Genomic DNA, 24,279 nt, shown 5'->3' with positions numbered 1-24,279 from the left:
ATAAACTCCCATGTTATGGATCTCAAGGCTCAACTCAAACTCGCCGTGGAAGCGGCTGCCGCACAACTTGGCGCACCGGATACCGACGCGGCCATTCAGGAAACGCCCCCCAGCAAAGCGGGCGACTACGGCACGCCCGCCGCCTTCCTGATCGCCAAGGCACTGGGCGGTAATCCCGCGCAGATCGCCGCGCAACTGGCCGCCGCCGTTCAGCTTCCCGCCGGAATTCAGAAGGTGGAAGCCGCCGGACCGTTCCTGAATTTCTTTGTGAACCGGGGCGAATTCGTGCGGAATGTCGTGGAGAATCCGGCCCAGATCGAGGCCCGTGTGGGCAAAGTGGTGATCGAGCACACCAGCGTCAACCCGAACAAGGAATTGCATGTGGGCCACCTCAGAAACGTGGTGCTGGGCGACTCTATGGCCCGCATTTTCCGGGCGGCGGGCCACACCGTGGAAGTGCAGAATTACATCGACGATACCGGGCGGCAGGCGGCGGAATCCATCTTTGCGGTCAACCATTACGGCCTGACCTGGGACGGCGTGCAGAAGTATGACCGCTGGCTGGGGGAAGGCTACGTGCGCCTGAATGCCGACCCGCAGAAGGCCGCGCTGGAACCCGGCATTGCCGAAATCATGCACAAGCTGGAAGCCGGGGAACTGCGTGCAGAGGTGGAAAAAGTGGTTCACGCCCACCTGCAAACCTGCTTTCGCCTCGGCGCACGCTACGACCTGCTGAACTGGGAATCCGATGTGGTGGGCAGCGGTTTTCTGACCGAAGCCATGAACATCCTGAAAAACAGCCCGTATACCTCGCGCCCCACCGAGGGCAAGTACGTGGGCGCGTTTGTGATGGATGTCTCGGAATTTATGCCGGGGCTGGAAGAACCCAACGTCGTGCTGATCCGCACCGATGGAACCGCCATGTATGCCGCCAAAGACATCGGCTACCAGTTCTGGAAATTCGGCCTGTTCGAGGGCATGAAATTCAAGCCCTTTACCACCGACCCCGAAGGCCATACGGTCTGGACAAGCGCCCCCGATGGTCAGCCCGACTTGGAGCGCCGCTTTGGGCACGCGCAGGAGGTCATCAACGTGATCGACTCGCGTCAGGATCACCCGCAGACGGTGGTTCGCAGCAGCCTCGGCGTGGCAGGTGAACAGGAGAAAAAGGAGCGCAGCATTCACCTCAGTTACGCCTTCGTGACGCTGGAAGGCCAGACCATCAGCGGGCGCAAGGGCATCGCCGTGAGTGCCGATGACGCGATGGACGAGGCCGAAAAGCGGGCGCTGGCTGTGCTGAACGAAGTGAACCCCACCCTGGCCGCTCGCGATGACGCCGCCGAGATTGCCCGCCGTATCGGTATTGGCGCAATCCGTTTTGCCATGCTGAAGGCCGAACCCACCCGCCAGATCGATTTCCGCTGGGATCAGGCGTTGGCCCTCAACGGCGACACCGCGCCCTACGTGCAGTACGCCGCCGTCCGTGCCGCCAGCATTCTCCGTAAGGGTCAGGAAGCCGGACACGATGTGAGCGGCACTGGAGCCGACTGGGACGCGCTGCTGGACGTAGACCTGACGCTTGCCAAAATCGTCGCCAAGCTGCCCGAAGTGGTGGCCCAGTCGGTGCGCGTGCACTCGCCGCATGTGGTGGCCGCCTACGCCCTTGATCTGGCGACCTCGTTCAATGCTTGGTTCAACGCCAAGGACAAGGCCGGAAAGCCCATAACCAACGTGCTGCAAAGCCCCGAGGGTCTGCGGGAGGCCCGTTTTGCTCTGGTCGCCCGCCTGCGCCGCGCCTTTGAAGAAACGCTGGCGCTGATCGGAATTGAGGTTCCCAGCGCGATGTAAAGCACGGCGGCACGCTCCTCACGGCCCATAGCTCATGGCTCAAAGCTCCGCGCTATGGGCCGTGATCTTTTTCTTAGTGCCTCGGCACCAGCCTTGCCAGTTCCCGCGCTTCCAGCCGCCCAAAAAATCCGGCGAGTTGGCGGGCCAGCGTGGGCGAAAAGCGGTTGCCGCCCAGGTGTGGCCCAGTCAATGCCACCCATTCGCTGACGCCCGCTTCCGCATGAGGGTACAGGCGGTCAGCGTTGGCTTTCATCGAAACCACGGCGTCGTCTGGGCTGGCGGCCACGAACAGGGGCAGTGGCGCGTGGTTCATCACCTCGGTCAGAGGATTGAGGGACACGTCTGGTGGGACGGCGGCCAGGCCGTAAGCGGCCTCGATCTCGGTACGGCGGGCCATGGAGCCTCCCCATGCGGCCCGCAGATCGGCCCAGCCGTCAATCAGGGCCACGCCGCTGACTGCGTAGGGGCTGTCGGGAAGTGCTGAACGCAGCGCCAGCAGGCCGCCCATGCTCAGTCCCAGTGCGTAGGTCCGGCCATTCCAATCGAATTGGCTCACGGCATCGGCGTGCAGTCCGGCCACCTGATCTAGCGCGGCAGGGCTGCCCCAGGTATTTGCGCCGCCGTCATCGCTGAGCAGCACGGCAAAGGAAGCGTCCAGCAACGCCTGGACCAGCACGTTCACCTGAGGGCTGGTATGCAGGCGCTCGGCACTCTGGCCGCGTGGGTGCGCTACCACCACCAGCGCACAGGGCCGCTCACGGCAGGTGTCTGGAATTCGCAGGAATGACGGCCCACTCAGGCGGTTCAGCGTCACGGTTTCGGCGGGTGCGGGAGGCTGAGGCTGATGAACAGAAACTCCTGGCACCGATACAGGAAGGGCGGGAACACTCTGAGGCGTGGCGGCCTGTGCCCCAGTCCACAGCGCGGCCAGCATGAGGGGCAGGGTCAAAACGGGCAGAGTCAGAAGGGAGCGCATAGAACGGGGCGCATCCTAGCGCGGCGAGAATGACCGCATCCTGACTTGGATGTTGGCTTCATTCAGATGGACCTTATAAAATTCAGCGCCCAAACAGAAAGGTTCCTGCCCGCGTGCCCAGCAGCAGGCGGCCCAGCAGGGCAGGGAGCGCCAAGGCGATCAGGGCGTACATGGCCGTGGTCACCAGCAACATGATAGGCCGTCCATCCGGGAATCCGCGCCGCTCCAGCAGTTGCAGGATGGCCGGGTGAATCAGGTAGATCTGCAGGCTGACTGTACCGATAATCGCCACGCCGCGCCGCAACCAGTCGGGACCGCGTTCCAGGTGGTAGGCCAGCCCCAGCAGCGTCAGGGCCACCAGTGCCGTGTATGTCCAGCTGAGGCCGCTGTAGACCACGGGGGTTACGGGTGTTCCCCGCGCATAGGCCAGGGCTATCGGCAGATACAGCGCGTAGGCTGCCACCAATACAGGCAGTAGCACCAGTCGCCGCCGCCGCCACCAGGCCTGAAATTCATCCAGCCGCGATCCCACCGCCACCCCCAGCGCGATGGGCAGGGCGTACCACAGCACGGTACTGGCCGGAAACGGCAGCCTCAGTACCTCGCGGTTCAGGAGGTACAGGCCCAGTTGTGCCGCCAGCCCCAGTAGCAGCGCCGCCGTGATACTGGGTTTTCGGCGGGCCAGCGGCAACAGGAAGGGCAGCACCACGTACACTTCCAGCGCCACGAGCAAGAAATACAGGTGAAAACTGGCCTTCCCGTAGAGCAGCCAGTCGCGCCAGCGGGCCGGGTCGGTGAGGGTATCGGGCGTGCGCTGGCCTGTCCAGACGTACCAGCCGATATACAGGCCGCTCCAGAGCAGATACGGCCACGCTCCCCTCGTCAGCCGCCGCCAGAAATAGCGGGCTGGATCGAAGCGCTTGAGCAGGCTGCGGGTCAACACCACCGCCGACAGAAAAACGAAGGCTGGCACGGCAAAGTGCAGGGTGCGGTTGAGGATCAGCAGCGCTTCATGCGTCAGCGATCCGGCCTCGGCGTGGCGAAGGGCCATTCCGCTGGCGTGGTGCCCCACCACTTCCAGAATCGTCAGTCCCCGGAAAGTATCGATGGGCGTTAGGCGGGCCGGAGTGCGGACTGCAGGGTCGCTGGCAGGCGGCGAAGACGAGAGGGGAGGAGGAAGCGCCGTCATGCGATCATTCACTGTAGCGGGAAAAAAGCGCAGGCTCCTGAACGCTGTGCATCATGAGAAAAAGACCAACTCGGCAGTACGCCCTCAGCCTCGGCCCCGCACTTCAAATCCGGCCTCGCGGAGAATCTGGCTGGCATGGGCCACGTCTTCCAGCGTTTCCAGCCCCAGCCGCATCGCGCCGCCTTCCTCACGGATCGCCAGCACCTCAATGTCTTTGATGTTTACGCCCGCCGCACCAAGCGCCTGAGTCACTGCGCCGATCTGGTTGGGCTTGTCGGGCACGGCCACCACCAGATCATGCTTGGGCGGCAGCAGACTGCGGCGCACCACGGGCAGGCTGTCGCGGGTACGCTTGCCCTCGGTGGCGGCGGCCAGCAGCTCTTCGGGTTCGTCCAGATCAGCCTCCAGGCGCTCCAGCTGACGCCGGAAACGGGTCAGGGCTTCCCGCAGCGCCACCTTGTTTTCCACGACCATATCTCGGCTCATGCGCGGATCGCCGCTTGCCACACGGGTCAGGTCACGAAATCCCCCGGCGGCCAGCAGGCTCAGGCGTTCGTCGCGGGCCACCATGTGCGTCAGGGCAAGGCTGGCAAGGTAGGGTAGGTGGCTGACGGTGGCAACCAGCGCGTCGTGTGCCTCGGGCGGCATGACCACCGGGGCCGCGCCGAGATGTTCGACCAGCATGCGGGCGCGGCTCAGGGCGGTCAGGGGCGTGTGGTCGGTGGGCGTCAGCACCCACACGGCATTTTCCAGCAGGGCCGCCCGCGCATGGGTCACGCCGCCGCGCTCACTGCCTGCCATCGGGTGTCCGGGCACGAAGTTTCGCACGCCCAGCGCCTCCATTTCGGCGGCTATTCCGGCCTTCACGCTGCCCACATCGGTCACGAGTGCGGCGGGGTTCAGATACGGCGCGAGGTCGCGGGCCAGTGGCGTCAGCGCCCGCATTGGCGCAGCCAGCACCACCAGATCAGCGCCGCGCAGCCATTCGCCCGGCGTGGCCCGCACCTCGTCCACCACGCCCAGTGCCTCGGCTTCCCGCAACACGTCCGGGTTGGCGTCGTATCCGATGACCCGCCGCGCCAGAAAGCGCTGACGCAGCCCCAGCGCCACACTTCCGCCGATCAGCCCGACGCCTGCCACGACGGCGGTCTCGAACAGTGGGGGCGGGAGGGTGGACGGGTCGGCGGGCGTGGTCATGGGGGCGAGGCTAGCAGGAATGGGGGAGAGAGAGCCGGGGCTTGTCGGGACGTGTGGGGGGTTTTGGGTGTGGCGGCGTTTTTTGTTCGTTGCCACGGTTCACCCCCACTCCCCAGCCCCCGCCCCCACAGGGGTCAGGGGAGTGTCGCTCTGCTTCGCAGCTCTACGAGTCCGCTGAGAAGGAGTGCTCTTGTCGTGCTCAGACCTGGCTAAATTGCTCACCTGAAGCTGAATCGCCTGTCGTCTTGACGTTGGAATTGGCCCGCCCGCTGCGCGGACGACGGCCTCACACGGATGGGGCGCGAACGATCTGGGCGGCGGTGGGGTGGTCTTTTCTCCTCCCCTTGAGGGGGGGCATTGCAGGGCAAGGGGGGGGTGCCCTTGCCGCCCGTCTCCAAAGGGGTCAGGAATTTTGGGGCTTGCTCCACGGTGGATTCCCCCACCCCCCAGCCCCCGCCCCCAAAGGGGTCAGGGGAGTTGGCGCTCCGCTACGGAGGAGTGATCTTGTCGTGTGCTGGCTTGGTTGAATCGTCCCTTTGAAGCGGAATTGCCTGTTCATTCTGAGATGGAATTGGCCCGCGCGTTTCACGCACGACGGCCTCACACGGACTTGGGCGGGGACGACTTGGAGTGGGAGTGTCGGGGTGTTTGCTCCTCTCCTCTGTGGAGAGGCATTGCACAGCAATGGGGGGGTTCGCCCTTCCCACTCACCACTTCCCACTGACCACTCACCGTTTCCCCTATCCTGCCCCCCGTGCCCGATCCTTTTTCTCCTGGTCCCGAAGTTCTCCTGTACGGCCTGCCACTGGCGTTCCTGGCTGGCTTTATCGATGCGGTGGCGGGGGGCGGCGGCACCATCACGCTTCCCACGTTGTTTTTTATGGGCCTCAGTCCGGCGCAGGCGGTGGCAACCAACAAGCTGCTGGCTATTTTTGGATCCGGCAGCGCCACCGTGCAGTACTGGCGCAAGGGCCATGTAGACCGGGCCTTGGTGCTGCGGCTGATCCCGCTGGCCCTGATCGGCAGTGCGCTGGGCGCATTTTTGGTGCGGTTTGTAGACCCCAACACCTTCCGTACTCTTGTCGGGGTGGTCATTCTGGGCGTGGGGGCGCTGGTTTTAGTCAATAAACGCTTCGGACTGGAAGACCGCTATCCGGGCCTGACCAACCGTACGCTGGCCCTCACGCTGCCGGGGGCACTGATCATCGGCGTCTATGACGGCTTTCTTGGCCCCGGCACTGGCACTTTTTTGATGTTTCTGTTTGCCATCGTCGGCTTCAATCTCGTGCGGGCCAGCGGCAATGCCCGCACGATTAACTTTGCCACCAATCTGGGCGCGTTCCTGTTTTTCCTGATCGGCGGCCATATGGTCTGGTGGATTGGCCTGCCGATGGGTGTTGCCAATGCTGCCGGGGCATTTCTGGGCGCACGCATGGCGATGCTGCGGGGCAGTGCCTTCGTCAAATGGATGTACGGGGGAATCGTCCTGCTGGTCGCGGCGCGGCTCCTGTTCACCTGAGAGACGGAAAGGCTCACTGAGACAGAACAGTAAGCCTGGTGTTTATGGTTCTGCCCACAATCCACATCCCTTGCGGGCACACTGGAGTCATGACCAACCCGGATCAATCCACCCCCGATGCCGCTGCGCCGCAGGTCACTGTGCGGCACCCGGCCCCAGACGCCCAGATTCCAGAGCAGGAACGGGGCAATCCGTACACCGAAGTGCCTTTGGGCAACGAGTCTCTGGAGCGGGCCGACCCCACAGAAGCGCCGCTTCCCGCCGATGATGAGACGTAGCTTTTAGCAAAGTTCAGACCCGGAGCAGAGTCCAAGCCCAACCGTGCCTTTCCGCGCCTTCAGATCAGCCTGAGCGCGGCAGAATAGGGCCATGACTCAGCCTGATCTCACTCCTGATTTGCAGCAAGCCATCCTCGCGGGCGGCTGCTTCTGGTGCACCGAAGCCGTGATGACCGATGTTCGCGGCGTACAGAAGGTAGAAAGCGGCTATATCGGCGGCCATACGCCCCGCCCCGACTACAACAGCGTTTGCAGCGGCACCACCGGGCACGCCGAGGCCATCCGCGTCACCTTCGACCCGGCGCAGGTCAGCTTCCGCGATCTGCTGGGGCTGTTTTTTGCCACCCACGACCCCACCACGCTCAACCGTCAGGGGGCCGATGCGGGCACCCAGTACCGCAGCGCCGTTTTCCCCCTCACGCCCCAGCAGGAACAGGAAACTCGCGAAGTTATTGCTGACCTGACCGCACAGGCTGTCTTTGACCGCCCCATCGTGACCAGTATCGAACCCGCCACCATCTTCCATGTGGCCGAGGCGTACCATCAGGACTACTACGCCAACAATGCGCGTCAGCCGTACTGCATGGCGGTTATTGCGCCCAAAGTTGCCAAACTCCGCAAGTATTACGGCGACAAACTGCGGGCGTAAGTTGGAGGCAGGTTGTGGGGGATTGGAGATTGGGAGGACACGCTGTCAGCCCAATCTTCAGTTTTTTGCCGCTGTCAGCCATTCCTCTATATCGGCCCGCAGTCGCTCGGCCAGCGGGTAGTTCAGATAACGGCGCAACTCTTCCGGGTCGCGCGATTCGCTGAACCACAGATCAAAAGTCGTTCCGATGCTGGGTGCACCGTCTGGGGCGGCCTCGCGGCGCACAGGGTCGCCCTGGCCCACGTCGCCTTCCTGAACCACGCGGGCATAAAAACCGGGACGGCGCACCTGCTTGAAGCGTTTGACGAATCCCAGATCGTTCATGCGGGCGGCCAGCACCATGCAGGGAATGCGGGCGGCGGTGGCCTCCAGAACCGTGCTGCCCACCCAGAAGCGTTCGCCCACGCGCACGTCTACCGACTCCAACCCGGCCATCAGCAGGTTCTCTCCGAAGGTGCCGGGGTCCAGAGTTTGCCCCAGCACTTCGGCCCAGTGGTCGTAATCTTCCTGCGTGTACACGTAGACCGCCTGACCGGGGCCGCCGTGATGCCGGGTGTCCATGACGTGGTCGCCTTCCAGTCCCAGCCGTCCCACACGCACGCGCTCGCTGGTGGCCTGCTTATGAATGCCGGTGATTTCCGTGCGTGGTGCGGCGCTGTCCGGGCCAATAGTCAGTGCCAACGGTTGGCCGATGTTCACGCTGAGAATCTGGAGCGCAGGTGCGGGCATGGCTCAGGGTAATGGAGATGGCCGCCGCCGATGAGCTTGGCCCCCAGACCTGTGTAGACCCCTGCCCAGGCAGACGCGCCCGTAACCCCCGCTCCGGTTTGCCCGCGCCGTGTGTGGTGAAATAGAGCCGTGAGCCAGACCCGCCGCCCCACCCCATCCTCCCCTTTGCCCCCCACGCTGGCCGAGCGCGGACGCGTGCCGACGCTGGCGGTGCTGCTGTGCATTTTCATGCTCACGGTCACGCCGTTTCTGGGGGGACTGCTTCAGGGCCAGACCGCCAACCTTGCCCGGAACATTCTGTATGCCTGCGCAACGGCGGTCCTGCTCGGGCAGGTGTGGCGCGGCAGCGTGTGGGCGTGGCGCATCACGCTCGGGTTGTGTATGGCGGCGGGCCTGTTGGTCTTTATTGTGGGCATGCTGGCCGCTGGTGTATCCGAAGAAAGCGCCAGCTGGCAGGGCTGGGTCATCAGCGTGGCGGGCATCGCCTTTCTGCTGCTGGGCACGGCCCTGGTCGCCACTCCCACCATCCGCGCCTTTCTGGATGCCCGCTGGTTGTCCCGTACTTCGGCAGGCAGGCAGGACGCCAAGGCAGGAGGCCGCCGATGAGCCAGCCCACAGAAACAGGGACGCGCCGATTTACCGTGCAGGGCACCAACAATCCGTTCGTGTGCGGCCACTGCGGGCAGGAAGTTCTGCCGCTGAAAAATGGCAGCGTGCGTAACCACTGTCCCCATTGCCTGCACAGCAAACATGTGGACATTCTGCCCGGAGACCGCGCCAGCACCTGCCACGGCCTGATGGCCCCGGTGGGCGTGGAGCAGAGCGGCAAAAAAGGCTGGGTCCTCGTGCACGAGTGCCAGAAATGCGGCTTTGTGGGCCGCAACCGTGCCGCACTGGACGACCCCGCCCAACCCGACGACTGGAATACGCTGATTGCCATCAGCAGCAAGCGCTAGCCCTCGGCAGAAGTTGAAATCGGAAGTTGAAATCAGCGCCCCTGCCGTCATCGGGGCGCTGATTTCTGGTTGGAATGCGGAGGGTGAATCTTTTTCAGCGGTGCCGATCAGGGATTTGGCCGCCCAAGAGTTCAGCCTGTCTCTGTGGTCCTCACCCCTTGCAGCGCAGATCCTTCCCGAAATACTTGCTGCTCAGCGCCGCGTACCCCGCGCCCTGCTGAAACTTGACGAGGCTGGCGTTCAGCGCGAGGCGGGTGCTGTCGTTGTCCTCGCGCAGCATCATGCCAATCGGCACGCTCCAGAGTTCGGGACCAAAGTGGACGTTGGCTTTGGGGTACAGCTTCTTGACCATGCCTTCGGCTACGCTGTAGGCCACCGTCGCGTCCACAGCTTTGGAGAACACCGCCAGTACCACGTCATTGTTACTGGGGTACACGTTTACTTTCTTGTCGAAGGGCAGTTTCTGGACATAGGAGGTCATGATGGAACCCGCGATCACTCCGATGGTTTTGCCCTTCAGGTCGGTGTGGAGGTTGAGTTTGGGATCGAGCGAGACCACCGAGACGCCCACGCAGGCGGTGGGGACCGTAAAGTCGATCTTGTTTTCGCGGGTGCTGGTGATGCCCAGCGCACTGAACGCCACATCAACCCTGTCTTCCTGCAACAGACTGGTCAGTTGGTCGATGCGGGCCAGCTCGAAGCTGATTTTGACGCCCAGATCGGCGGCCAGAGCTTCCAGCAGTTCGACCTCGAAACCGAAGTGGTTGCCCGCGCTGACCAACGAAAAGGGCGGCACATCGGCAGGAGTCGCCACGCGCAGCACGCCGGAAGCCCTGATCTGGGCCAGTGTGCGGGCCTGTGCGTGCGGTGCAGCCAGCAGCAGAGTCAGGAGGGTAGCGGTCAGAGTCCGGGCAGTAAACAGGGTAGAGTTCATTGGTTCCTTTTCTTGCTTGAGAGAGTTATGTTCGGAAAATAGGAGCGTTTTGGGGCCGAATCTGCAAAGGTCAGGCCTGCCGATGGTTGTGATCTCAGCCAATCTCAGGAACGGTGTCCAGTGCCATACAGATAAATTGTGATACCGAGCATAAAATGCCCGTTCTTTCAAGACCGTCACCATTTGTATGACCACTCTGTCTTATTGACTCTTCATCAGGTCATCTGCTGATCAGAACAGTACCCAGAACAAGCAAAAAGGGCGGGTGTGGGAGGCGGGCTGTGCAGGGTGGGCCGCCTTCTGTGCCGGGTTGGTATGCTTCCAGGCATGGTTCTTTGGGTGGTGGTGGTATTTATCGTTCTCAGCGCGACGCTGATTCTGGCCCTGACTTACGGCCCCATGAAGGCGGCGGCCAACGTGCGGGTCATCCGGTCTATCGCTGCGGTGCAGTACGCGGCGGCGGCGGCCCTGGCGGGCGCACGGATCGCGGGTATCGCATGACTTCAGCGCTGGGTTTCGGACAGGTGCAGACCATCGATCTGCATTTTCAGGACACGCCAGGGGTTGTGGCCTCTGCCGTCTTCGACACGGGCGATGGTCTGGCCCTGGTCGATACTGGCCCCAGTTCCACCCTGCCTGCGCTGGAGGCAGGTCTGGCGGCGCTGGGCGCACGGCTGGAGGAGGTGCGCCACGTCCTGCTCACGCATATTCATCTGGATCACGCGGGAGCGGCAGGAACGCTGCTGGCGCGGGTGCCGGAAGCGCGGGCCTATGTCCACGAGCGCGGCGCGGCGCACCTGTCGCGGCCTGAACGTCTGGTTGCCAGCGCCACGCAGATTTACGGCGATCAGATGGAGCGGCTGTGGGGCGAGTTTCTGCCCGTGCCCGCCGAACGTCTGACCGTGCTGGCGGGCGGAGAACAGCTGCGGCTCGGTCAGACCGATGTGCTGCCGCTGTATACCCCCGGTCACGCCGTGCATCACCTTGCCTACCATGTGGGCGAACATCTGTTCGTGGGGGATGTGGGCGGCATTCGGCTGGACGTGCGCCAGACGCCCCGCGCCCCGACACCGCCACCAGACATCGATCTGGAAGCATGGCGGGCCAGCATCGCCCTGCTGCGCGGCAGAGATGCCCACACCCTGCATCTGGCCCATTTCGGCGCTTATGCCCAGACAGAGGCCCACTGGGACGCCCTGCTTGCCAACCTCCACACCGACGCCGAACGCATCCGCGCTGGGCTGACGGCAGGCCAGGAACCGCAAGCTTTATCGGACGCTTTTACGGAAGCGCTGCTGGCCGAACTGCGTGAAGAAGGCCCTGACCTGCCCGCCCGCTATGAATTTGCCTGCCCGCCGTGGATGAGCGTGCAGGGGTTGGTGCGTTACTGGCAACGTCAGGCGGCGCGTGCTGCTGCTCCGGCATCGGTTCCAGCAGCACAGGCGGGCCGCTGATGCGCGTGCTGGTCATCGGCGGCGGTGGGCGCGAACACGCCATCGTGGACGCCTGCGCCCGCCACGGTCACGAGGTGCTGTGTACTCCCGGCAACCCCGGCATAGCGGCGCTGGCCCGCATCCTGTCCAGTCCCCAGGATGCAGAAAGTCTGGCTGAACTGGCCGTGCAAGAAGGCGTGGATGTGGTGATCGTGGGGCCGGAAGCCTACCTTGCGGCGGGAGTGGTGGACGCCTGTACAGCGCGTGGCGTGCCAGCCTTCGGCCCCACCCGCGCTGCCAGCCGCCTGGAGGGCGATAAGGCCTGGAGCAAGGCGTTTATGACCCGCCACGGCATTCCCACCGCGCAGCACCGCGCCTTCGGTGATCTGGCGGAGGCTCTGGCACACGCCGCCACCTGTTCGCTGCCCACCGTGATCAAAGATGCGGGCCTGCGGGCAGGCAAGGGCGTCACGATTGCCCACACTTCTGCCGAGGCACAGGCCGCCCTGGAAGACATTTTTACGCAGCCCGGCGCGAGTGCCGTCATCGAAGATTTCATGACCGGGCAGGAAGTGACGGTGCTGGCCCTCACCGACGGCGTGCGTTACGCCCTCACGCCGCCCAGTCAGGATCACAAGACCATCTTCGACGGAGATGTCGGCCCCATGACGGGCGGTATGGGGGTCATCTGCCCATTTCCGCTGCCTGCCGAGCAACTGGCCGTGATCCAGTCCGAGATCATCGAGCGCACGCTGGCCGGAATGCGGGCGGAGGGCTTGCCCTATACGGGCGTGCTGTACGCGGGCCTGATGCTGACGCCCAGCGGTCCCAGGGTGGTGGAATTCAATGCCCGCTTCGGCGATCCCGAGGCCGAGGCCGTGTTGCCCCTGCTGGAATCCGACCTGGCCCAGCACGCCCTGGACGCAGTACGCGGCACCCTGCACCCGGAAACGGTGCAGTTTCGTGCCGGGGCCAGCGCCGTCATTATCCTGGCCGCCCCCGGTTATCCTGCCGAGCCGCAGAAAGATATTCCGATCACGCTGCCGCCGACCGCCGCAGGGGAGATCATCTATCACGCCGGAACTGCCGAAAAAGAAGGTCGATTGGTGAGCAACGGCGGGCGCGTATTGGCCGTCACCGCCACGGCCGACACGCTGAATGCTGCGCTGGGTCGCGCTTACGCTCTGGCAGACCGGATAGAGTTTGCAGGCGCACAGAGGCGGCGTGATATCGGCGCACGCATCGGCGCAGTCCCCAGCCCGGTGTCCACCCCAGGCCCGGTGCCTGATCCGGCCTCCCTCTGACCGGCCCCCGTTTGACCTGTCGCCCTTCCTTGCGCTAGTATCCGCTCCGCGCCCAACCCTGTGGATGTTGCAGGAAAAGCGTAGGCCGGAGTGGCGGAATTGGTAGACGCACTCGACTCAAAATCGAACGGGAAACCGTGGGGGTTCGAGTCCCCCCTTCGGCACCACCTAAGCCTCATGCCCCTGCGCCCAGCGGGGGTTTTTGGCATTTAGCCTAGAACTACGGCCGGGTGCCGGATTAGGGACTTGGAGCGGAGATCGAGTGTCGCCCAGCAGGGGCATTGCGCGTTGCAACAGGGGGTTTTATGCTGTTGTCATCGCTCCACGCTGCGCACGTCCGCCACCTCTCGTCCATGCGGCGGAGTCCCGCCACGATCACCTACTACAAGTACGGCTTGGAGCCGCTCCAAGAGTTCCTGAAGGTCTAGGGCATTGCGCCGGACACGGACGCCATCACGCGGGCCGTGCTGACGGAGTTCCAGCTGTGGCTGCGCGAGGCGCGTGGCCTGGGCCCAGGCGGGGAGCATGCCGTGCTGCGGGCCATCCGCGCCACGTTCCGCTGGGCGCTGTTCGAAGAGCTGATCGAGAAAGATCCAACCCTGAAGATCCGCATGCCCACGCTGCCGAAGGAGAGGCCACCCGCCGTCCAGCCGCACGAGGTGGCCGTCTGCCTGAAGGTGGCCGCGGAGCTGTCCCAGCCGCTCAGGAACAGGGCGCTGCTGCTGTTTCTCTACGTGGATCGCAGTGCCGGTCCGGACGCCTGCTGGAACTGGACTGGCGGCACCAGCCGGGGCTACGGGATGTTCAGTCTGACCCCGGTGGGTGGACCGGCTGGCAAATACATGGCCACCCGGATCTCCTGGATGCTGACCCACGGCGAACTGCCGCCTGCCACCCTGTTCGCCTGCCACCACTGCGACAACCCGCTGTGTGTCAATCCTGCGCATCTCTTCCTCGGCACGCCGCAGGACAACATGTCCGACGCAGCCCGCAAGGGCCGGCTGCCCGGTCCCGGACGGAGGGTGGCCGGGGAGGGGAACGGCCGCAGCCGCCTGACGGCCGCCGACGTGCTTCGCCTGCGCGCCTTGCCGTACTTCCGGGGCCTCGACACGGCCCGGGCCCGGCAGCACGGCACTTCGGTGTCCACCGTCCACCTGGCCCGAACCGGCCGCACCTGGCTTCACCTGCCGATGCCCGGTGACCCAGCCTGGCCTGGTGCGGTGGAGGCCCATGGAGTGCACGAGCGCGGCCCAGATAGGACCTTGCCCTGCGCCACCCAGCTGGAGATCACACCAGATCCGGACCAGCAGGACTGAACTGATACAGCTGCAGCACGATTTCGGCCGCGCTTTTCTGGCGCACAGACGGGCCAGAAAAGTCGCCCAGACCGTGGCAGGATAGGGTCATGTTCCGCCGCGCGAAGAAACATCCTGCCCCTCCTGAACCTCTCGTGCGCGTCTCGGTCGGCGGCAGCCTGCACTTCCCGGAGCCTGAGGCGGCCCGCCGCTGGGCCGAGCACCTCAGCAGCCCCGAGTCGGGCACTGTGCTGAGCCGGCCCTCTCCAGGCCGGCTGATCTGGGCAGACGGCCCCTGGCTGCATATGTCCTGGCACGGCCAGGCCCCGGTGGAGGAGGCTGAACAGACCGTGTGGTCCCTCTTGGAACTGGACGACGAGGCCGACCGGGGCACCGCGACGTGCAAGATCCCGCGCTTCGGGCTCACTGAAATTCTGCCCCCCGAACCTGGCCGTGAACAGCAGGAGCCCAGCCAGGCCTGGCGCGCCCTGCAGGCGGTCTGGGGCGGACCCGACAGCGTCGAGCACCTGCGCAGCGGCCTGGACCCGGAGGTTGTGCCCGCGCTGCTGGCCACCCAGGACGAACTGCACAGCTGGGCGCAGCGGGCAACCCTGCTGATGTTTCTGCTTGACCAGTTGGAAGCGGGTGACCCGGATCTGGGCCCGCTGGCCCGCCAGGTGGCCTGGGCCGACACGGGCAGCGGCGGCGCGCATCTCCCGGAAGTGTTCGCGCGCCGCGAAGACGATCATCTGCGCTTTGCCCAGGGCTGGCTCAGCATCCATCTGCTGGGAGAGGACGCCTACAGCCAGCTGACAGACGAGGGCCCGGAACGCGCCGCTGTCCTGGTGGAGCTGCGGGCAGCCGTCGACCAGCGCTGGCCGGGCCAGTAACACTGTGCCTCCTGCCTCTCATTCTGGGAGGATTTTTTTGTTCTGGACACGTTCTGTCGAGGAGAAACTGGCCGCCCCGGCTCTGGTCACTGAGGGCGCTGCTTCCTTTCCGTTCCGTTCAGTTCTTCTGCACCTGCATTGCTGGGCAGAACCATGGAGACAGAGGCTCTGCCGATTGACGCTACCAAGACTGGAGATGAAGCAGCTGGACGACATTCCAGCTGACTGAACCCGCTGTTCGGTGAGTTACGGTCAGCAGTCCTGCGAATCACGCGCTCTATGCTGATCCTCGTCATGACAGGCAACACACCTAACGGCGGTCTTTCCAGAGAATCAGGCTCAGCCCTGTCCCGGGCCTTTCTCTCGCTGGAAGGACTCAGTGTCGGCGACGCCTTCGGGGAACAGTTCTTTCTCATCCCTGAAGCGTTCGACGCCGTGGTCGCGTCCCGTCAACCTCCTGCAGGTGTGTGGTCCTGGACCGACGACACGCAGATGGCGCTCTCGGTGGTTGCGGTTCTGGAGGCTCACGGGGAGATCTGCCAAAACGACCTGGCCAGGCGTTTCGCGCAACATTTTGATCCCTCTCGCGGTTACGGCCCTTCCATGCAGCGGGCCCTGCGGCAGATGCAGGAAGGCGCCCACTGGCAGATGGTCGTGCGGGAAGCCTTCGAGGGCCAGGGCTCGTACGGCAATGGTTCAGCCATGCGTGCTGGGCCGATTGGTGCTTATTTCGCTCCTGACCTTGATCGGGTTGTGGAGCAGGCACGGCTGTCCAGCCTGGTCACCCATAGCCACCCTGAAGCTGTGGCCGGCGCCATTGCGGTGGCTGTCGCTGCCGCCCTCTGCGCCCAGGGGGCTGAAGGACACCAGAACCTTTCTCCCCCGACCTTCCTCGACCTGGTGCAGCGCCGCGTTCCTTCAAGCGAAGTCGCCAGCAAGATTCGGCGTGCCAGAGACCTGCCCCAGAGCGCCACACTTGCATTCGCGGTTTCCACCCTGGGCAACGGCGTTCAGCTCTCTGCTCAGGACACCGTGCCCTTTGCCCTATGGTGTGCCAGCAGGCACCTGCAAAATGTTGAAGAAGCGCTGTGGACAGCGGTCAGCGGTGGGGGAGACCGCGACACCATCTGCGCCATGGTCGGCAGCATCGTCCATCTCAGGGCACCACAGACGCTTCCCACTTCGTGGCTTCAGGCCCGGGAGCCTCTGCCAGAACACTTCAGTGCCCTTCCTGACGTGAACCTTCGGCTCCAGCTGGCTCAGCTTCAACCCTCGATTCCAACTTATGATAAAGGTGTCAATGACCCAGGTGCATCAGGTGCTCGGCCCCAGTCAGGTTCCCATCGACGCCCATTACGAGGTCAAGGGTGCCTCCGTGATCTTCCACAGGTCAGCCTCAAGAGGGCAGAGCCCCAGGATGGGCATAGGGGAGAGGGTAGTCTTGCGCTGGAAGAACACGCTTGAATTGACCTCCCCTGCTGAAGGGACGCAGCACCATTGAAGCACGTCTACTGTTGGCCAGAGATTGAACCTTGCGAAAAGGGGAGTATCTTTTCGTGCTTGGCTGGGTAGAAATCAGGGCTGCCCCATAGGTTCAGGATCAGAGGCGTCAATGCTCTGGATCTCGCGAACGGGCGCTTCAGACAGCGCTTCTGAATGCATAACTCTTAAGGCCCGCACGTGTCTGCCCTTCCAGTGCCCCACCCAGCGATCTATCGTCGAGGCAGCGCGCGGCGATCTGAATCATCAATCAGGTGCACCCTGCCAGATCAGTAGCCTTTCAGGTAGCCCGCATCTATCAGTCTCTGGCGAGCAACCGCGATTTCTTCCTCGGTGAACAGGGTGTAATAGGGCGTTTTCAGAACCAGAGCTTCCAGCGACAGGTCAAGCCTTCCGTGCGTATACAGTTCCGCGAATCCCGAGGTGGAATCCCCGGTGCTCAGGAGCCGCCTGGCAGTCGCGACCCCACCCAGTTGGGCGACCATCTGATTAAAGCGGGTGGGGTTGTAGCCTATTTTCCTGGCATCAGCAGCGCTGTTGAGCAGCGCCTGTTGAAAGTCAGATTCCACCGTGCTCGCCATACTCCACGCTCCTCAGAAGACGATTTGAGCAGCAGGATACAGAAACAGCCGGACCAGAAAGGGCAGTACAGACATCCACCGAGCCATACGGACATTCCTCTGGTTCTGGGTCCGGAGGCGGTGTTCGACCGCAGGCTGCAGGTGCAGCAAGGATGTGTGGCCTGCCAGCAACATTCCAGCACTGCCTTGCCGAGAATCACCGCATCTGCGGGTGGTGACCTGATGGGTGCGGCGTCCGCTCCCTGAAGACCAGAAAAAAGGCGCCCCGGCAAACCGTGGGCTGGTTGACGTAGGAGGGCACGGCAAATGACATCACAGCGACAAGCAGAGAGACTGTTCATCATATGGATCACGCATGGTAAGCGCTCCGGCGCCCTGCTGCGCCCACCCGCTTCCCGGAACGACTGCGTCACGCGGAGAGAGACAGTGATGGCGGCGAAACGGCTGCGGGCGCACTTCAATGAATTCCTTATTTCCGGCGAGGTTCGGGGTTCCCCAGCGGCACTCGCCCTGTGGAATGAGGTGCGAGAGAGCGACCCCCTGGCCTGGCGCGAGATGACCACGCGGATGGTCTACAGCAATTCACACCTGCCCCGGCACCAGCGCACGTTCACCTGGAGCCTCGCCTGGCTACACGTGTCGGTCACCTGCGTGCCGCTGAGCAGAAAGCGTTGGGTTCGGCCGACGGGAGTAAGCCCACGGAGGCGCAATGACCGTCACGCCTGACCGGGCCAGGGGCGCTTTCCTGGGCATGGTGCTTGCAGGAGAGCCGCTCGACCCAGATGCGGTCACCCTGGGCCTACAGCTGACAGACGCGCAGCTGGCCGGCGCGCTCTCGCTCGCGGCCGAGTTAACCACGCGTCACCCGGGGGAGTTCTTTTACATCCAGCAGCGCGGCTCCAGGACACAGATCCACTTGAGCCCTGACGAGACTGGACTTGATGACTATTCTGCTGAACTGTATTTTGACCTGGATGCCGTCTCAGTCGCCATCCTCGTGACAGTGTTGATGGCTGAGATGGATTAGAAACTGCCCCTGTCATTGGCGGGAACCTGGGCTTATGGGCGCGTGGTGAGCGACAACGGGTGCAAGGATCAACCCATCTGCCATGTTGGGCGCCCTGCAGGTGTTAATCCACGTGGTGAACAGCGCGGCTCCATTTCGGGGCAGCGTCCAGCGGTCTGGATGACAGCGTCGTCCGCCCCGATGGTGTTGATTTTCAGGGAGTCGAGATCCAGATCGCGCCGCTTCCAGAGCTGCTCGAGACTCCACTGCTCGTGGGGTGTCTGAGAGGGCGTTACCTGGGGGCGTTCAAGCCTCCTGAGTCCTCTTCAGGAGCGGTTGATCGAGAACGGGATTGGTCTGCATTGGCTCCGCATCCCCACTCTCCAGCCTGCCTTCGTCAGCGTGAGAGTGGATGGCTCGTGCCCTGGAACTAGCGATGAAGGTTCGATGAACACTTTTCCGTAAGACTTCTCATATGAGACACAGGAATGCTGAGGGAGTCAGTGCGGGCGCCCCCTCTGGCCCAGGAGCCCACCATGCCAAACCAAATGTCTCAAATGAACTGGCCCATGACCGATCCGGCGGCCGCCCTCTCCGCCTTTCTCGCCACTCTCTCTGCCGCGCCTCAACTGCTGGGGCTGGGTGAACCCACCCACGGCGTCGAGGCTTTCGCTCTCTGGCGCAACCGCGTCTTCCAGACCCTGGTCGAAACCCAGGGATTCCGTTCCATCGCCATCGAGAGCGACATCATCGCGGGGCTGCAGGTCGACGCCTATATCGCTTCCGGCCGGGGTACTCTTGACGAGGTGATGACGGAGGGGTTCAGCCACGGCTTCGGGGCGAGACCGGCCAATCGGGAGCTGGTGGTCTGGATGCGTCAGTTCAACGCTGGACGCAATGAAACAGACCGCCTGAGGTTTCATGGCTTTGATCCACCCATTGAGAACATGTGGGCGGCCAGTCCACGACATTCCCTGCTCGCCCTGCATGATGTCCTGGCCCAGCACTTTTCTCACCTGCCCGTGACCAGGGCCACCCTGGAGCAGCTCTGCGGAGATGACTCCCGCTGGACGAACCAGGCCGCCGCGATGGATCCCAGCCAGTCCATCGGGGCCACAGCGGAGACCTGGCACCTGCGGGCGCTGGCCGATGACCTCGTGGGGTTCCTCGAAACACAGCGCCCTGGACTTGGGGCGCAGCCTGATCTCTGGACCGCGCAGGTGCATGCCCGGACGGCCCTGGGGCTGCTGCGCTACCACGCCAACCTCGCCGCCCCTTCGCCGGACCGCATCTCACAGATGCTGGCCCTGCGCGCGGTGATGATGACGGACAATCTTCTGGCTATGGCCGAACGAGAAGAGGAGCGCGGCCCCACGCTGGTCTTTGCCCACACCTCACACCTGCAACGCGGGGCCAGCCAGATTCGGATGGACACCATGAACGCCGACTGGTGGCCTGCTGGAGCGCATCTTTTTGGTCGGGATGCACCATACGCCGTTCTTGCCATGTCCAGCGGCGAGGGTGCAGCGGTGCTCTTGCCAGAGGCCGGGGAAGGACTTGGGCAGAGCGGTGCCCACCTCTACGCCACACCAGGACGCCTGAAAAGGGATGGCGTGCTCATTCTTCCTGAGTCAGCGCAGTTGGGTGATCGATAAGGGGGGAGCTTTGCACTCAGTCCGCCCTCCGCTCTGCCGCTGCTCTCAGCGCTCATCGGCGTCGGAGGATGCAAGGCCAATGCAGACCACTACCGTTCTCAAGAGAGCCGCTCGAGGATTATTGGTCGGCCTGCAGCTGACGCAGTTCTTCAACCATGTCTCGGACCCGGCAGACCTCGCCGTCTGAAGCGGCCGTTCCGGCCAGAGAGCTGGCCTGAGGCGCCAGGTTGTCGCCAGCGTCGTCCAGACCTCCACCGACCGGACAGGCCAATGCACCAGTCCCAGCCAGCGCTGGGCTGACCGGCGCACTGACCACCGGCTGCGGATGAATCAGGCGGTTGCAGCTGGTCCAGACCGCGGGAACCACAAAAGACAGCAGCGTCAGTCCCAGCTGCACCTGAAGCCGCCTGGGCGACATGGGCAATCAGCCCCTGCCCGTGGAGGCAGCGGCACAGGAACCAGCACGGCAGGAATGGGTCAGGGCCATGAGAACAGCATGGCACGCGGGAACCGTGGATCAGGCCTGCCTATGTGCCGCGGCAGAACCTCGGATGCGGGCGCCTTCAGGGCAGCGCATTGGCGTAGTCAGGCCTAAGCCACCTGACCGATGCGGGGCGGGGGGCGGCGCGGCATAGTTCTTTCCAAGACCAGACGAAGGAGGTTCCCTATGAGTCCAAGTTCAAGTTCATCTCGATATTCCTCTGGGCGATCCTCCCGATCGTCTGAGAGCAGCGCCTGACCCAAGGGTCGGCGGCAAAGATGGTGAGTTGCGCCGCTCTGTAAAAGCGGTCCCTTCGGGGTAGGCGGGTTCAACTCCCGCACGGCCCACCACTCCATCGATCAGGCAACAGCCTCCGCGAGAGGCAGGATCGTCCAGGACAGCCCATAGAGCTGTTCACAACACACGAAGAGGTGGCTGAGTGGTTGAAGGCACCTGGTTGCTAGCCAGGCGGATCTCAACAGTCCCGATGGGTTCGAATCCCTCCCTCTTCGCCATCCGGAACCTTGGCTGAGCGGCCGAAAGCGGCGTCCTGGAAAGGCGCAGGCGTCTCAAGAGCGCCCGCAGGTTCGAATCCTGCAGGTTCCGTCAAATGACCACCAGCTTCTGCGCCCTGCAGGAGCCTCCTCTGGAACCGTGGCTGAGCGGCTGAAGGCGTCCGTTTTGAAAGCGGAAGACGTGGCAACGCGTTCGCAGGTTCAAATCCTGCCGGTTCCGCCAGATCTCCTGGTTCTGACATGTAAGCGTGGTCGGTACAATCCAGCGGTGCGCTGCCGTCCCAGACAGGTTGCTTCAGGCACAGCGCACCGACCATTGCTTGCCAGGGTTCGCGAACGCACCAGCGAGATGTTCAGTGGACTCAGCAAACAATGCATCACCGTGTGCAAGGTGACCGGCGGGCGTCAACGGCCCCTACCCGTGCCCCTGCCGGAGAGCTGGGAGGAAGATGAACGCTACATCGTTCGTCGTCTCGCACACCTGCTCTGACCTGCCGTTTCCGGGGTTGTGGCCTGCAGCGGTGTGGCCTGCATCATGTCAGGCGCGGACAGGACGTGCCTCCCGGGCGTGCGTCCTGTTCGGTTTTTTCTGCCGCCGGCTCCAGACGCTCAGCCAGGCCTGCAGCTGAAGGCGCAGGGTTCCCCCCGCCTGGCCAGTCGCGGCGGTGGCTGCCCTGCCGCATTCGCCCAGAGGTTCATCCAGCAGCGCCCGGAGCAACGCGAAGGCCGGTTCCCGCCGCCGACCGCCCCGGCCCGGTGGCAGCAGGGCTGGAACGGGGGCCAGGAGACCCGCCGTGGTGGCCGGGTCGAGACTGATATTCAGGCTTGCTCGCCAGCGGCCCTCGAAGGTCAGCCTCAGCTCACCTGGGCGCTGACCCCTCCGGAGTTCAAGGCTTTCCTGGTGTGCCTCCACCTCCAGCGAACGCTGAAGAAACAGCCCCAGCTGGCGCTGGGCGCGTAGTCCCACCGGCCCGCCGCCGCCAGCTTCCAGCGCTTCGAAAAGAGGCCGCGGGTCGGCTGGAAGCTCCACCAGACCTGTCCCGGTCAGCAGGTCCCCCGCGTCGTAGTGGCCGACAAGGCGGGTCTCTCCCTCATCGTGGAGGCGGGTCAGCTCGGCCTGGATGTGATGATGGGCGCGGTCAACCAGCAGGGCCACGCGGCGCAGGCTCTCCCGGTGCTGGCGGGTGGCCGCCGGGGTCCACCACGCCGCCCGGGACGCCGCGAGATGGGCGGTGGCCTGCCGGACGCCTTCAGCGAGGGGGGCCAGCAGCGGGGCCGGTGAGACGGCGGGCAGCCAGCAGGGGGCCAACCGGGTCAGACTGGCCTGCAGGGCCGGAGGAGAGAGGGCGTTGAGGTCGCCGCTGGCAGTGAGCTTCACGCCGACCTCCTGTGCCCAGAGGATCAGCAGGGCCGCCTCATCCAGACTGGGCCTGCGGTTCTTCAGTCCTTTGGCCTGGACGAGCTGCCAGCCCTGCCTGCCCGGACCTCCGTACAGAGGCTGCAGTTCCAGGGTCAGGACCGGCACCGCGGCGTCCTCTTCCGCGCCGCGGGCCAGAACCCGGACAATCCGAGCGTGTCCCGCCTGAACTGCGTGGGCGTAGCCGCCCCAGCCCACGCAGTGGACCAGGCGGCGGCCGTCGGTGACCAGATCCTGCGGATGGCGGGCCACCTGCAGGAACCACACGCCGCCGGACCACGACAGAACCCGTTCCAGGGCGTGATCTTCCGGCGTCAGCACAAAAGCCTCCTCGCCGCTCAGCGCCCCATCGAAGTCGGCTTCCTGAATCCCGGCGGCCTGACACGCCTGCGCTTTCAGGTGAGCCTGGTGCCCCTCCCGGGTCTCGATCAGCTCCTGGAGGACCCGGACGGCGGTGGACAGTCCAGGCACTAGCGCCAGGGCGGCCGCCGAGCGCCCCACCTCCGGGTCCTCATCCACCCGGTCCAGCTCTGCGGCAGCCCCAGCGGCCTGTGGCCCGAGGCGCAACTGGCCCCGGCCCGTGAGCAGGCCCGACACGTCTGCCATTGGCAGGTCCTGCCCGGCAGGCAGCGCCGCCACTCCGGAAAAGAGGTCGCACACCTCATTCAGGGCCAGGGCCACCAGGCCGTCGGTCAGGCGGATGTCGCCTGCACCCAGCTGGGCCAGGCCGGGCACCAGCGTGTGCAGCGGTCCGGCGGCCGCCTCCGCTGCCAGACACAGCGCGGGCTGCGCGGCCCCTGCCCGGGCGGCCGTCCAGGCGTCCCGGCGGATCCGGATGTGGCCCGCAAGCTGCGCGGGTCGGGACGCCTCCCCACGGATGTGACCGCCTTCGCGCCACTCCTCCCGTAATGAGGCCGTCAGGGCGGCCACTGGGCCTGGCGCGACGCCGGGGAGCAGCCGGAGCATGGCTTCCTGCCCGCTGCGGACCCCCAGGGCGGCGGCCCGGCTCTCCTCCGGGGGAAAGGCGAGCAGCGCGGGTTCCAGCACCGCGCCCAGGGCCACACGAACCCGCTGCACGAACGCGTCGGCCCCCCGGTCCACGGTGGAGGGAACGCTCTGCTGGTGCCCCCGCCTGCCGCTGGCCAGGTCTGCACGCTGCTTGAGGCGTTCCTGGAGATCATGGGCCAGCGGCGCAGCCGGGTATCCGCGATCTTGCAACAGGGCCGTCACGGTCAGGTGCCGCGCCGTGATCATCGCCCAGCGTTCCCCACCCACCCGGGGCCAGTGCCAGCGGCGCAGGTCATGCAGGTGCCACGCGTTCCCGGCACGGACGGCCTGACCCTCCGTATGCCAGGGGAGCAGCACGCCGGTGGGCCGGTTGGGGCGGCCGCGCCAGCCCGGCGCCTCCCCGCCCGGAACCGGGGCGTCCTGCCAGCAGGCGACCAGTTCGAGCAGGCTGCGCAGGCCCAGCATCCGCTGCAACCGCCGCTGAACCGTGCGGGGGGCTGGCGCTTCCGGGTCCGCCGCTTCCAGGGGCGCGAGCAGGGCGGGCAGGTCAAGCGCCTCCTCCAGAATCTGGGCATGCAGGGCGCGTAGGCCAGCATCCAGATGCCCGGCGTCCCACTGCTGCCAGGGGCGCAGCGGTTCCTGGGGGGCCTGGAGCGAGCCGATCAGCACGGAGCGGGGTCCCGCATGCAGCCTCAGGCCACCCGCAAACCCGTGGGCGGGGTCTGGAAAGAGGTCCACCTGAACGGTGCTGCGGCCCAGGGCCGCCTGCTGCTGCACCTGAAGCTGAATATGAGGAGGAAAAGGCGAGTGGCTACGGGGCAATGAAGCTTCCGGGGGCAGGGGAGAGGACCAGACTGGAACGCACGGACTGATTCTGGTCTGGAGGTTCAGGCCTGACGTCTGCACGCTGGCCTAGGAC

General features: G+C 64.7%; 23 protein-coding genes and 5 tRNA genes. 19 read left to right on the top strand and 9 right to left on the bottom strand.

Annotated elements, in window-relative coordinates; all coding sequences use genetic code 11:
- The first annotated feature begins 15 nt into the window (after nt 1–15).
- Nucleotides 16–1,848, top strand: a complete 1,833-nt coding sequence (locus tag F561_RS0100870; protein WP_019008042.1) for an arginine--tRNA ligase — start codon at nt 16–18, stop codon at nt 1,846–1,848.
- A 73-nt stretch (nt 1,849–1,921) separates the two neighbouring features.
- On the opposite strand, the gene F561_RS0100865 is transcribed toward F561_RS0100870, so the two are convergent.
- The 3 genes from F561_RS0100865 to F561_RS0100855 all read right to left on the bottom strand — a co-directional run bounded on the left by F561_RS0100865 (nt 1,922) and on the right by F561_RS0100855 (nt 5,210).
- Nucleotides 1,922–2,824, bottom strand: a complete 903-nt coding sequence (locus F561_RS0100865; protein WP_026298491.1) for an alpha/beta hydrolase family protein — start codon at nt 2,822–2,824, stop codon at nt 1,922–1,924.
- Nucleotides 2,825–2,906: 82 nt separating this feature from the next.
- Complete coding sequence (locus F561_RS0100860) at nt 2,907–4,013, bottom strand: acyltransferase (RefSeq protein ID WP_019008040.1); 1,107 nt, start codon at nt 4,011–4,013, stop codon at nt 2,907–2,909.
- Nucleotides 4,014–4,097: 84 nt separating this feature from the next.
- Nucleotides 4,098–5,210: a prephenate dehydrogenase gene (locus F561_RS0100855; RefSeq protein WP_019008039.1), complete on the bottom strand. Its 1,113-nt coding sequence runs from the start codon at nt 5,208–5,210 to the stop codon at nt 4,098–4,100.
- Between the two features lie 754 nt (nt 5,211–5,964).
- Here F561_RS0100855 and F561_RS0100850 point away from each other — a divergent pair.
- The 3 genes from F561_RS0100850 to msrA all read left to right on the top strand — a co-directional run bounded on the left by F561_RS0100850 (nt 5,965) and on the right by msrA (nt 7,656).
- Nucleotides 5,965–6,729: a TSUP family transporter gene (locus F561_RS0100850; RefSeq protein WP_019008038.1), complete on the top strand. Its 765-nt coding sequence runs from the start codon at nt 5,965–5,967 to the stop codon at nt 6,727–6,729.
- An 89-nt stretch (nt 6,730–6,818) separates the two neighbouring features.
- Nucleotides 6,819–7,007, top strand: a complete 189-nt coding sequence (locus F561_RS0100845) for a hypothetical protein (protein ID WP_019008037.1) — start codon at nt 6,819–6,821, stop codon at nt 7,005–7,007.
- Nucleotides 7,008–7,098: 91 nt separating this feature from the next.
- Nucleotides 7,099–7,656 carry a peptide-methionine (S)-S-oxide reductase MsrA gene (msrA, locus tag F561_RS0100840; RefSeq protein WP_019008036.1) on the top strand — a complete coding sequence of 186 codons (558 nt, stop codon included), beginning with the start codon at nt 7,099–7,101 and terminating at the stop codon, nt 7,654–7,656.
- Nucleotides 7,657–7,713: 57 nt separating this feature from the next.
- Here msrA and F561_RS0100835 read toward each other — a convergent pair whose 3' ends face one another.
- A complete protein-coding gene (locus F561_RS0100835) occupies nt 7,714–8,385 on the bottom strand; it encodes an MOSC domain-containing protein (protein ID WP_019008035.1) in 672 nt (223 codons plus the stop codon).
- 129 nt (nt 8,386–8,514) lie between these two features.
- Between F561_RS0100835 and F561_RS0100830 the strand changes: the two genes are divergently transcribed.
- Together F561_RS0100830 and F561_RS0100825 are read left to right on the top strand one after the other, a co-directional pair.
- Complete coding sequence (locus F561_RS0100830) at nt 8,515–8,991, top strand: hypothetical protein (RefSeq protein WP_157451436.1); 477 nt, start codon at nt 8,515–8,517, stop codon at nt 8,989–8,991.
- Complete coding sequence (locus F561_RS0100825; protein WP_019008033.1) at nt 8,988–9,341, top strand: RNHCP domain-containing protein; 354 nt, start codon at nt 8,988–8,990, stop codon at nt 9,339–9,341. The genes F561_RS0100830 and F561_RS0100825 overlap by 4 nt, the downstream gene beginning before the upstream one ends.
- Before the next feature lie 151 nt (nt 9,342–9,492).
- On the opposite strand, the gene F561_RS24445 is transcribed toward F561_RS0100825, so the two are convergent.
- Nucleotides 9,493–10,275, bottom strand: a complete 783-nt coding sequence (locus tag F561_RS24445; protein ID WP_019008032.1) for a substrate-binding periplasmic protein — start codon at nt 10,273–10,275, stop codon at nt 9,493–9,495.
- A 327-nt stretch (nt 10,276–10,602) separates the two neighbouring features.
- Between F561_RS24445 and F561_RS29415 the strand changes: the two genes are divergently transcribed.
- The 4 genes from F561_RS29415 (at nt 10,603) to F561_RS0100800 (ending at nt 13,179) form a co-directional block, all read left to right on the top strand.
- Nucleotides 10,603–10,776, top strand: coding sequence for a hypothetical protein (locus tag F561_RS29415; protein WP_169389470.1), 174 nt, complete (start codon nt 10,603–10,605; stop codon nt 10,774–10,776).
- Nucleotides 10,773–11,729, top strand: coding sequence for an MBL fold metallo-hydrolase (locus tag F561_RS0100810; RefSeq protein WP_019008030.1), 957 nt, complete (start codon nt 10,773–10,775; stop codon nt 11,727–11,729). Before F561_RS29415 ends, F561_RS0100810 begins: the two co-directional genes overlap by 4 nt.
- Complete coding sequence (gene purD / locus F561_RS0100805; protein ID WP_019008029.1) at nt 11,729–13,012, top strand: phosphoribosylamine--glycine ligase; 1,284 nt, start codon at nt 11,729–11,731, stop codon at nt 13,010–13,012. The genes F561_RS0100810 and purD overlap by 1 nt, the downstream gene beginning before the upstream one ends.
- Before the next feature lie 84 nt (nt 13,013–13,096).
- Nucleotides 13,097–13,179, top strand: a tRNA-Leu gene (locus tag F561_RS0100800).
- Between the two features lie 147 nt (nt 13,180–13,326).
- On the opposite strand, the gene F561_RS28530 is transcribed toward F561_RS0100800, so the two are convergent.
- A complete protein-coding gene (locus F561_RS28530; RefSeq protein WP_157451435.1) occupies nt 13,327–13,539 on the bottom strand; it encodes a hypothetical protein in 213 nt (70 codons plus the stop codon).
- A 3-nt stretch (nt 13,540–13,542) separates the two neighbouring features.
- On the opposite strand from F561_RS28530, the gene F561_RS26955 reads away from it, so the two are divergent.
- From F561_RS26955 to F561_RS24430, 3 genes are all read left to right on the top strand, one after another.
- Entirely contained in the window at nt 13,543–14,328 is a 786-nt protein-coding gene (locus F561_RS26955; protein ID WP_157451434.1) for an HNH endonuclease signature motif containing protein, read from the top strand.
- A gap of 89 nt (nt 14,329–14,417) precedes the next feature.
- Complete coding sequence (locus F561_RS0100780; RefSeq protein WP_019008026.1) at nt 14,418–15,197, top strand: hypothetical protein; 780 nt, start codon at nt 14,418–14,420, stop codon at nt 15,195–15,197.
- 279 nt (nt 15,198–15,476) lie between these two features.
- A complete protein-coding gene (locus F561_RS24430) occupies nt 15,477–16,661 on the top strand; it encodes an ADP-ribosylglycohydrolase family protein (RefSeq protein ID WP_019008025.1) in 1,185 nt (394 codons plus the stop codon).
- Between the two features lie 305 nt (nt 16,662–16,966).
- Here the strand turns inward: F561_RS24430 and F561_RS24425 are convergent, their stop codons facing one another.
- The gene (locus F561_RS24425; protein ID WP_019008024.1) at nt 16,967–17,278 is read right to left on the bottom strand and encodes a hypothetical protein; all 312 of its coding nucleotides are present in this window, start codon (nt 17,276–17,278) and stop codon (nt 16,967–16,969) included.
- Between the two features lie 709 nt (nt 17,279–17,987).
- Between F561_RS24425 and F561_RS0100760 the strand changes: the two genes are divergently transcribed.
- Both F561_RS0100760 and F561_RS0100755 read left to right on the top strand, forming a co-directional pair.
- Nucleotides 17,988–18,305 carry a hypothetical protein gene (locus tag F561_RS0100760; protein WP_019008022.1) on the top strand — a complete coding sequence of 106 codons (318 nt, stop codon included), beginning with the start codon at nt 17,988–17,990 and terminating at the stop codon, nt 18,303–18,305.
- 548 nt (nt 18,306–18,853) lie between these two features.
- Complete coding sequence (locus F561_RS0100755) at nt 18,854–19,939, top strand: erythromycin esterase family protein (protein ID WP_245556393.1); 1,086 nt, start codon at nt 18,854–18,856, stop codon at nt 19,937–19,939.
- Between the two features lie 118 nt (nt 19,940–20,057).
- Here the strand turns inward: F561_RS0100755 and F561_RS0100750 are convergent, their stop codons facing one another.
- The gene (locus F561_RS0100750) at nt 20,058–20,336 is read right to left on the bottom strand and encodes a hypothetical protein (RefSeq protein ID WP_157451432.1); all 279 of its coding nucleotides are present in this window, start codon (nt 20,334–20,336) and stop codon (nt 20,058–20,060) included.
- Nucleotides 20,337–20,683: 347 nt separating this feature from the next.
- Here F561_RS0100750 and F561_RS0100745 point away from each other — a divergent pair.
- From F561_RS0100745 to F561_RS0100730, 4 genes are all read left to right on the top strand, one after another.
- Nucleotides 20,684–20,770, top strand: a tRNA-Tyr gene (locus tag F561_RS0100745).
- 75 nt (nt 20,771–20,845) lie between these two features.
- Nucleotides 20,846–20,935, top strand: a tRNA-Ser gene (locus F561_RS0100740).
- Between the two features lie 3 nt (nt 20,936–20,938).
- Nucleotides 20,939–21,026: transfer RNA gene (locus F561_RS0100735), tRNA-Ser, on the top strand.
- Nucleotides 21,027–21,068: 42 nt separating this feature from the next.
- Nucleotides 21,069–21,158, top strand: a tRNA-Ser gene (locus F561_RS0100730).
- Nucleotides 21,159–21,473: 315 nt separating this feature from the next.
- On the opposite strand, the gene F561_RS0100725 is transcribed toward F561_RS0100730, so the two are convergent.
- Nucleotides 21,474–24,182 (bottom strand): PcfJ domain-containing protein, encoded by a 2,709-nt coding sequence (locus F561_RS0100725; RefSeq protein WP_157451431.1) that lies wholly within the window; start codon nt 24,180–24,182, stop codon nt 21,474–21,476.
- Nucleotides 24,183–24,279 lie beyond the last annotated feature (97 nt).

The sequence above is a fragment of the Deinococcus aquatilis DSM 23025 genome (assembly GCF_000378445.1).
GTDB classification, from domain to species: domain Bacteria; phylum Deinococcota; class Deinococci; order Deinococcales; family Deinococcaceae; genus Deinococcus; species Deinococcus aquatilis.
The sequence above is the reverse complement of the archived record's forward strand: the minus strand, read 5'-3'. Positions and strand labels throughout refer to the sequence as shown.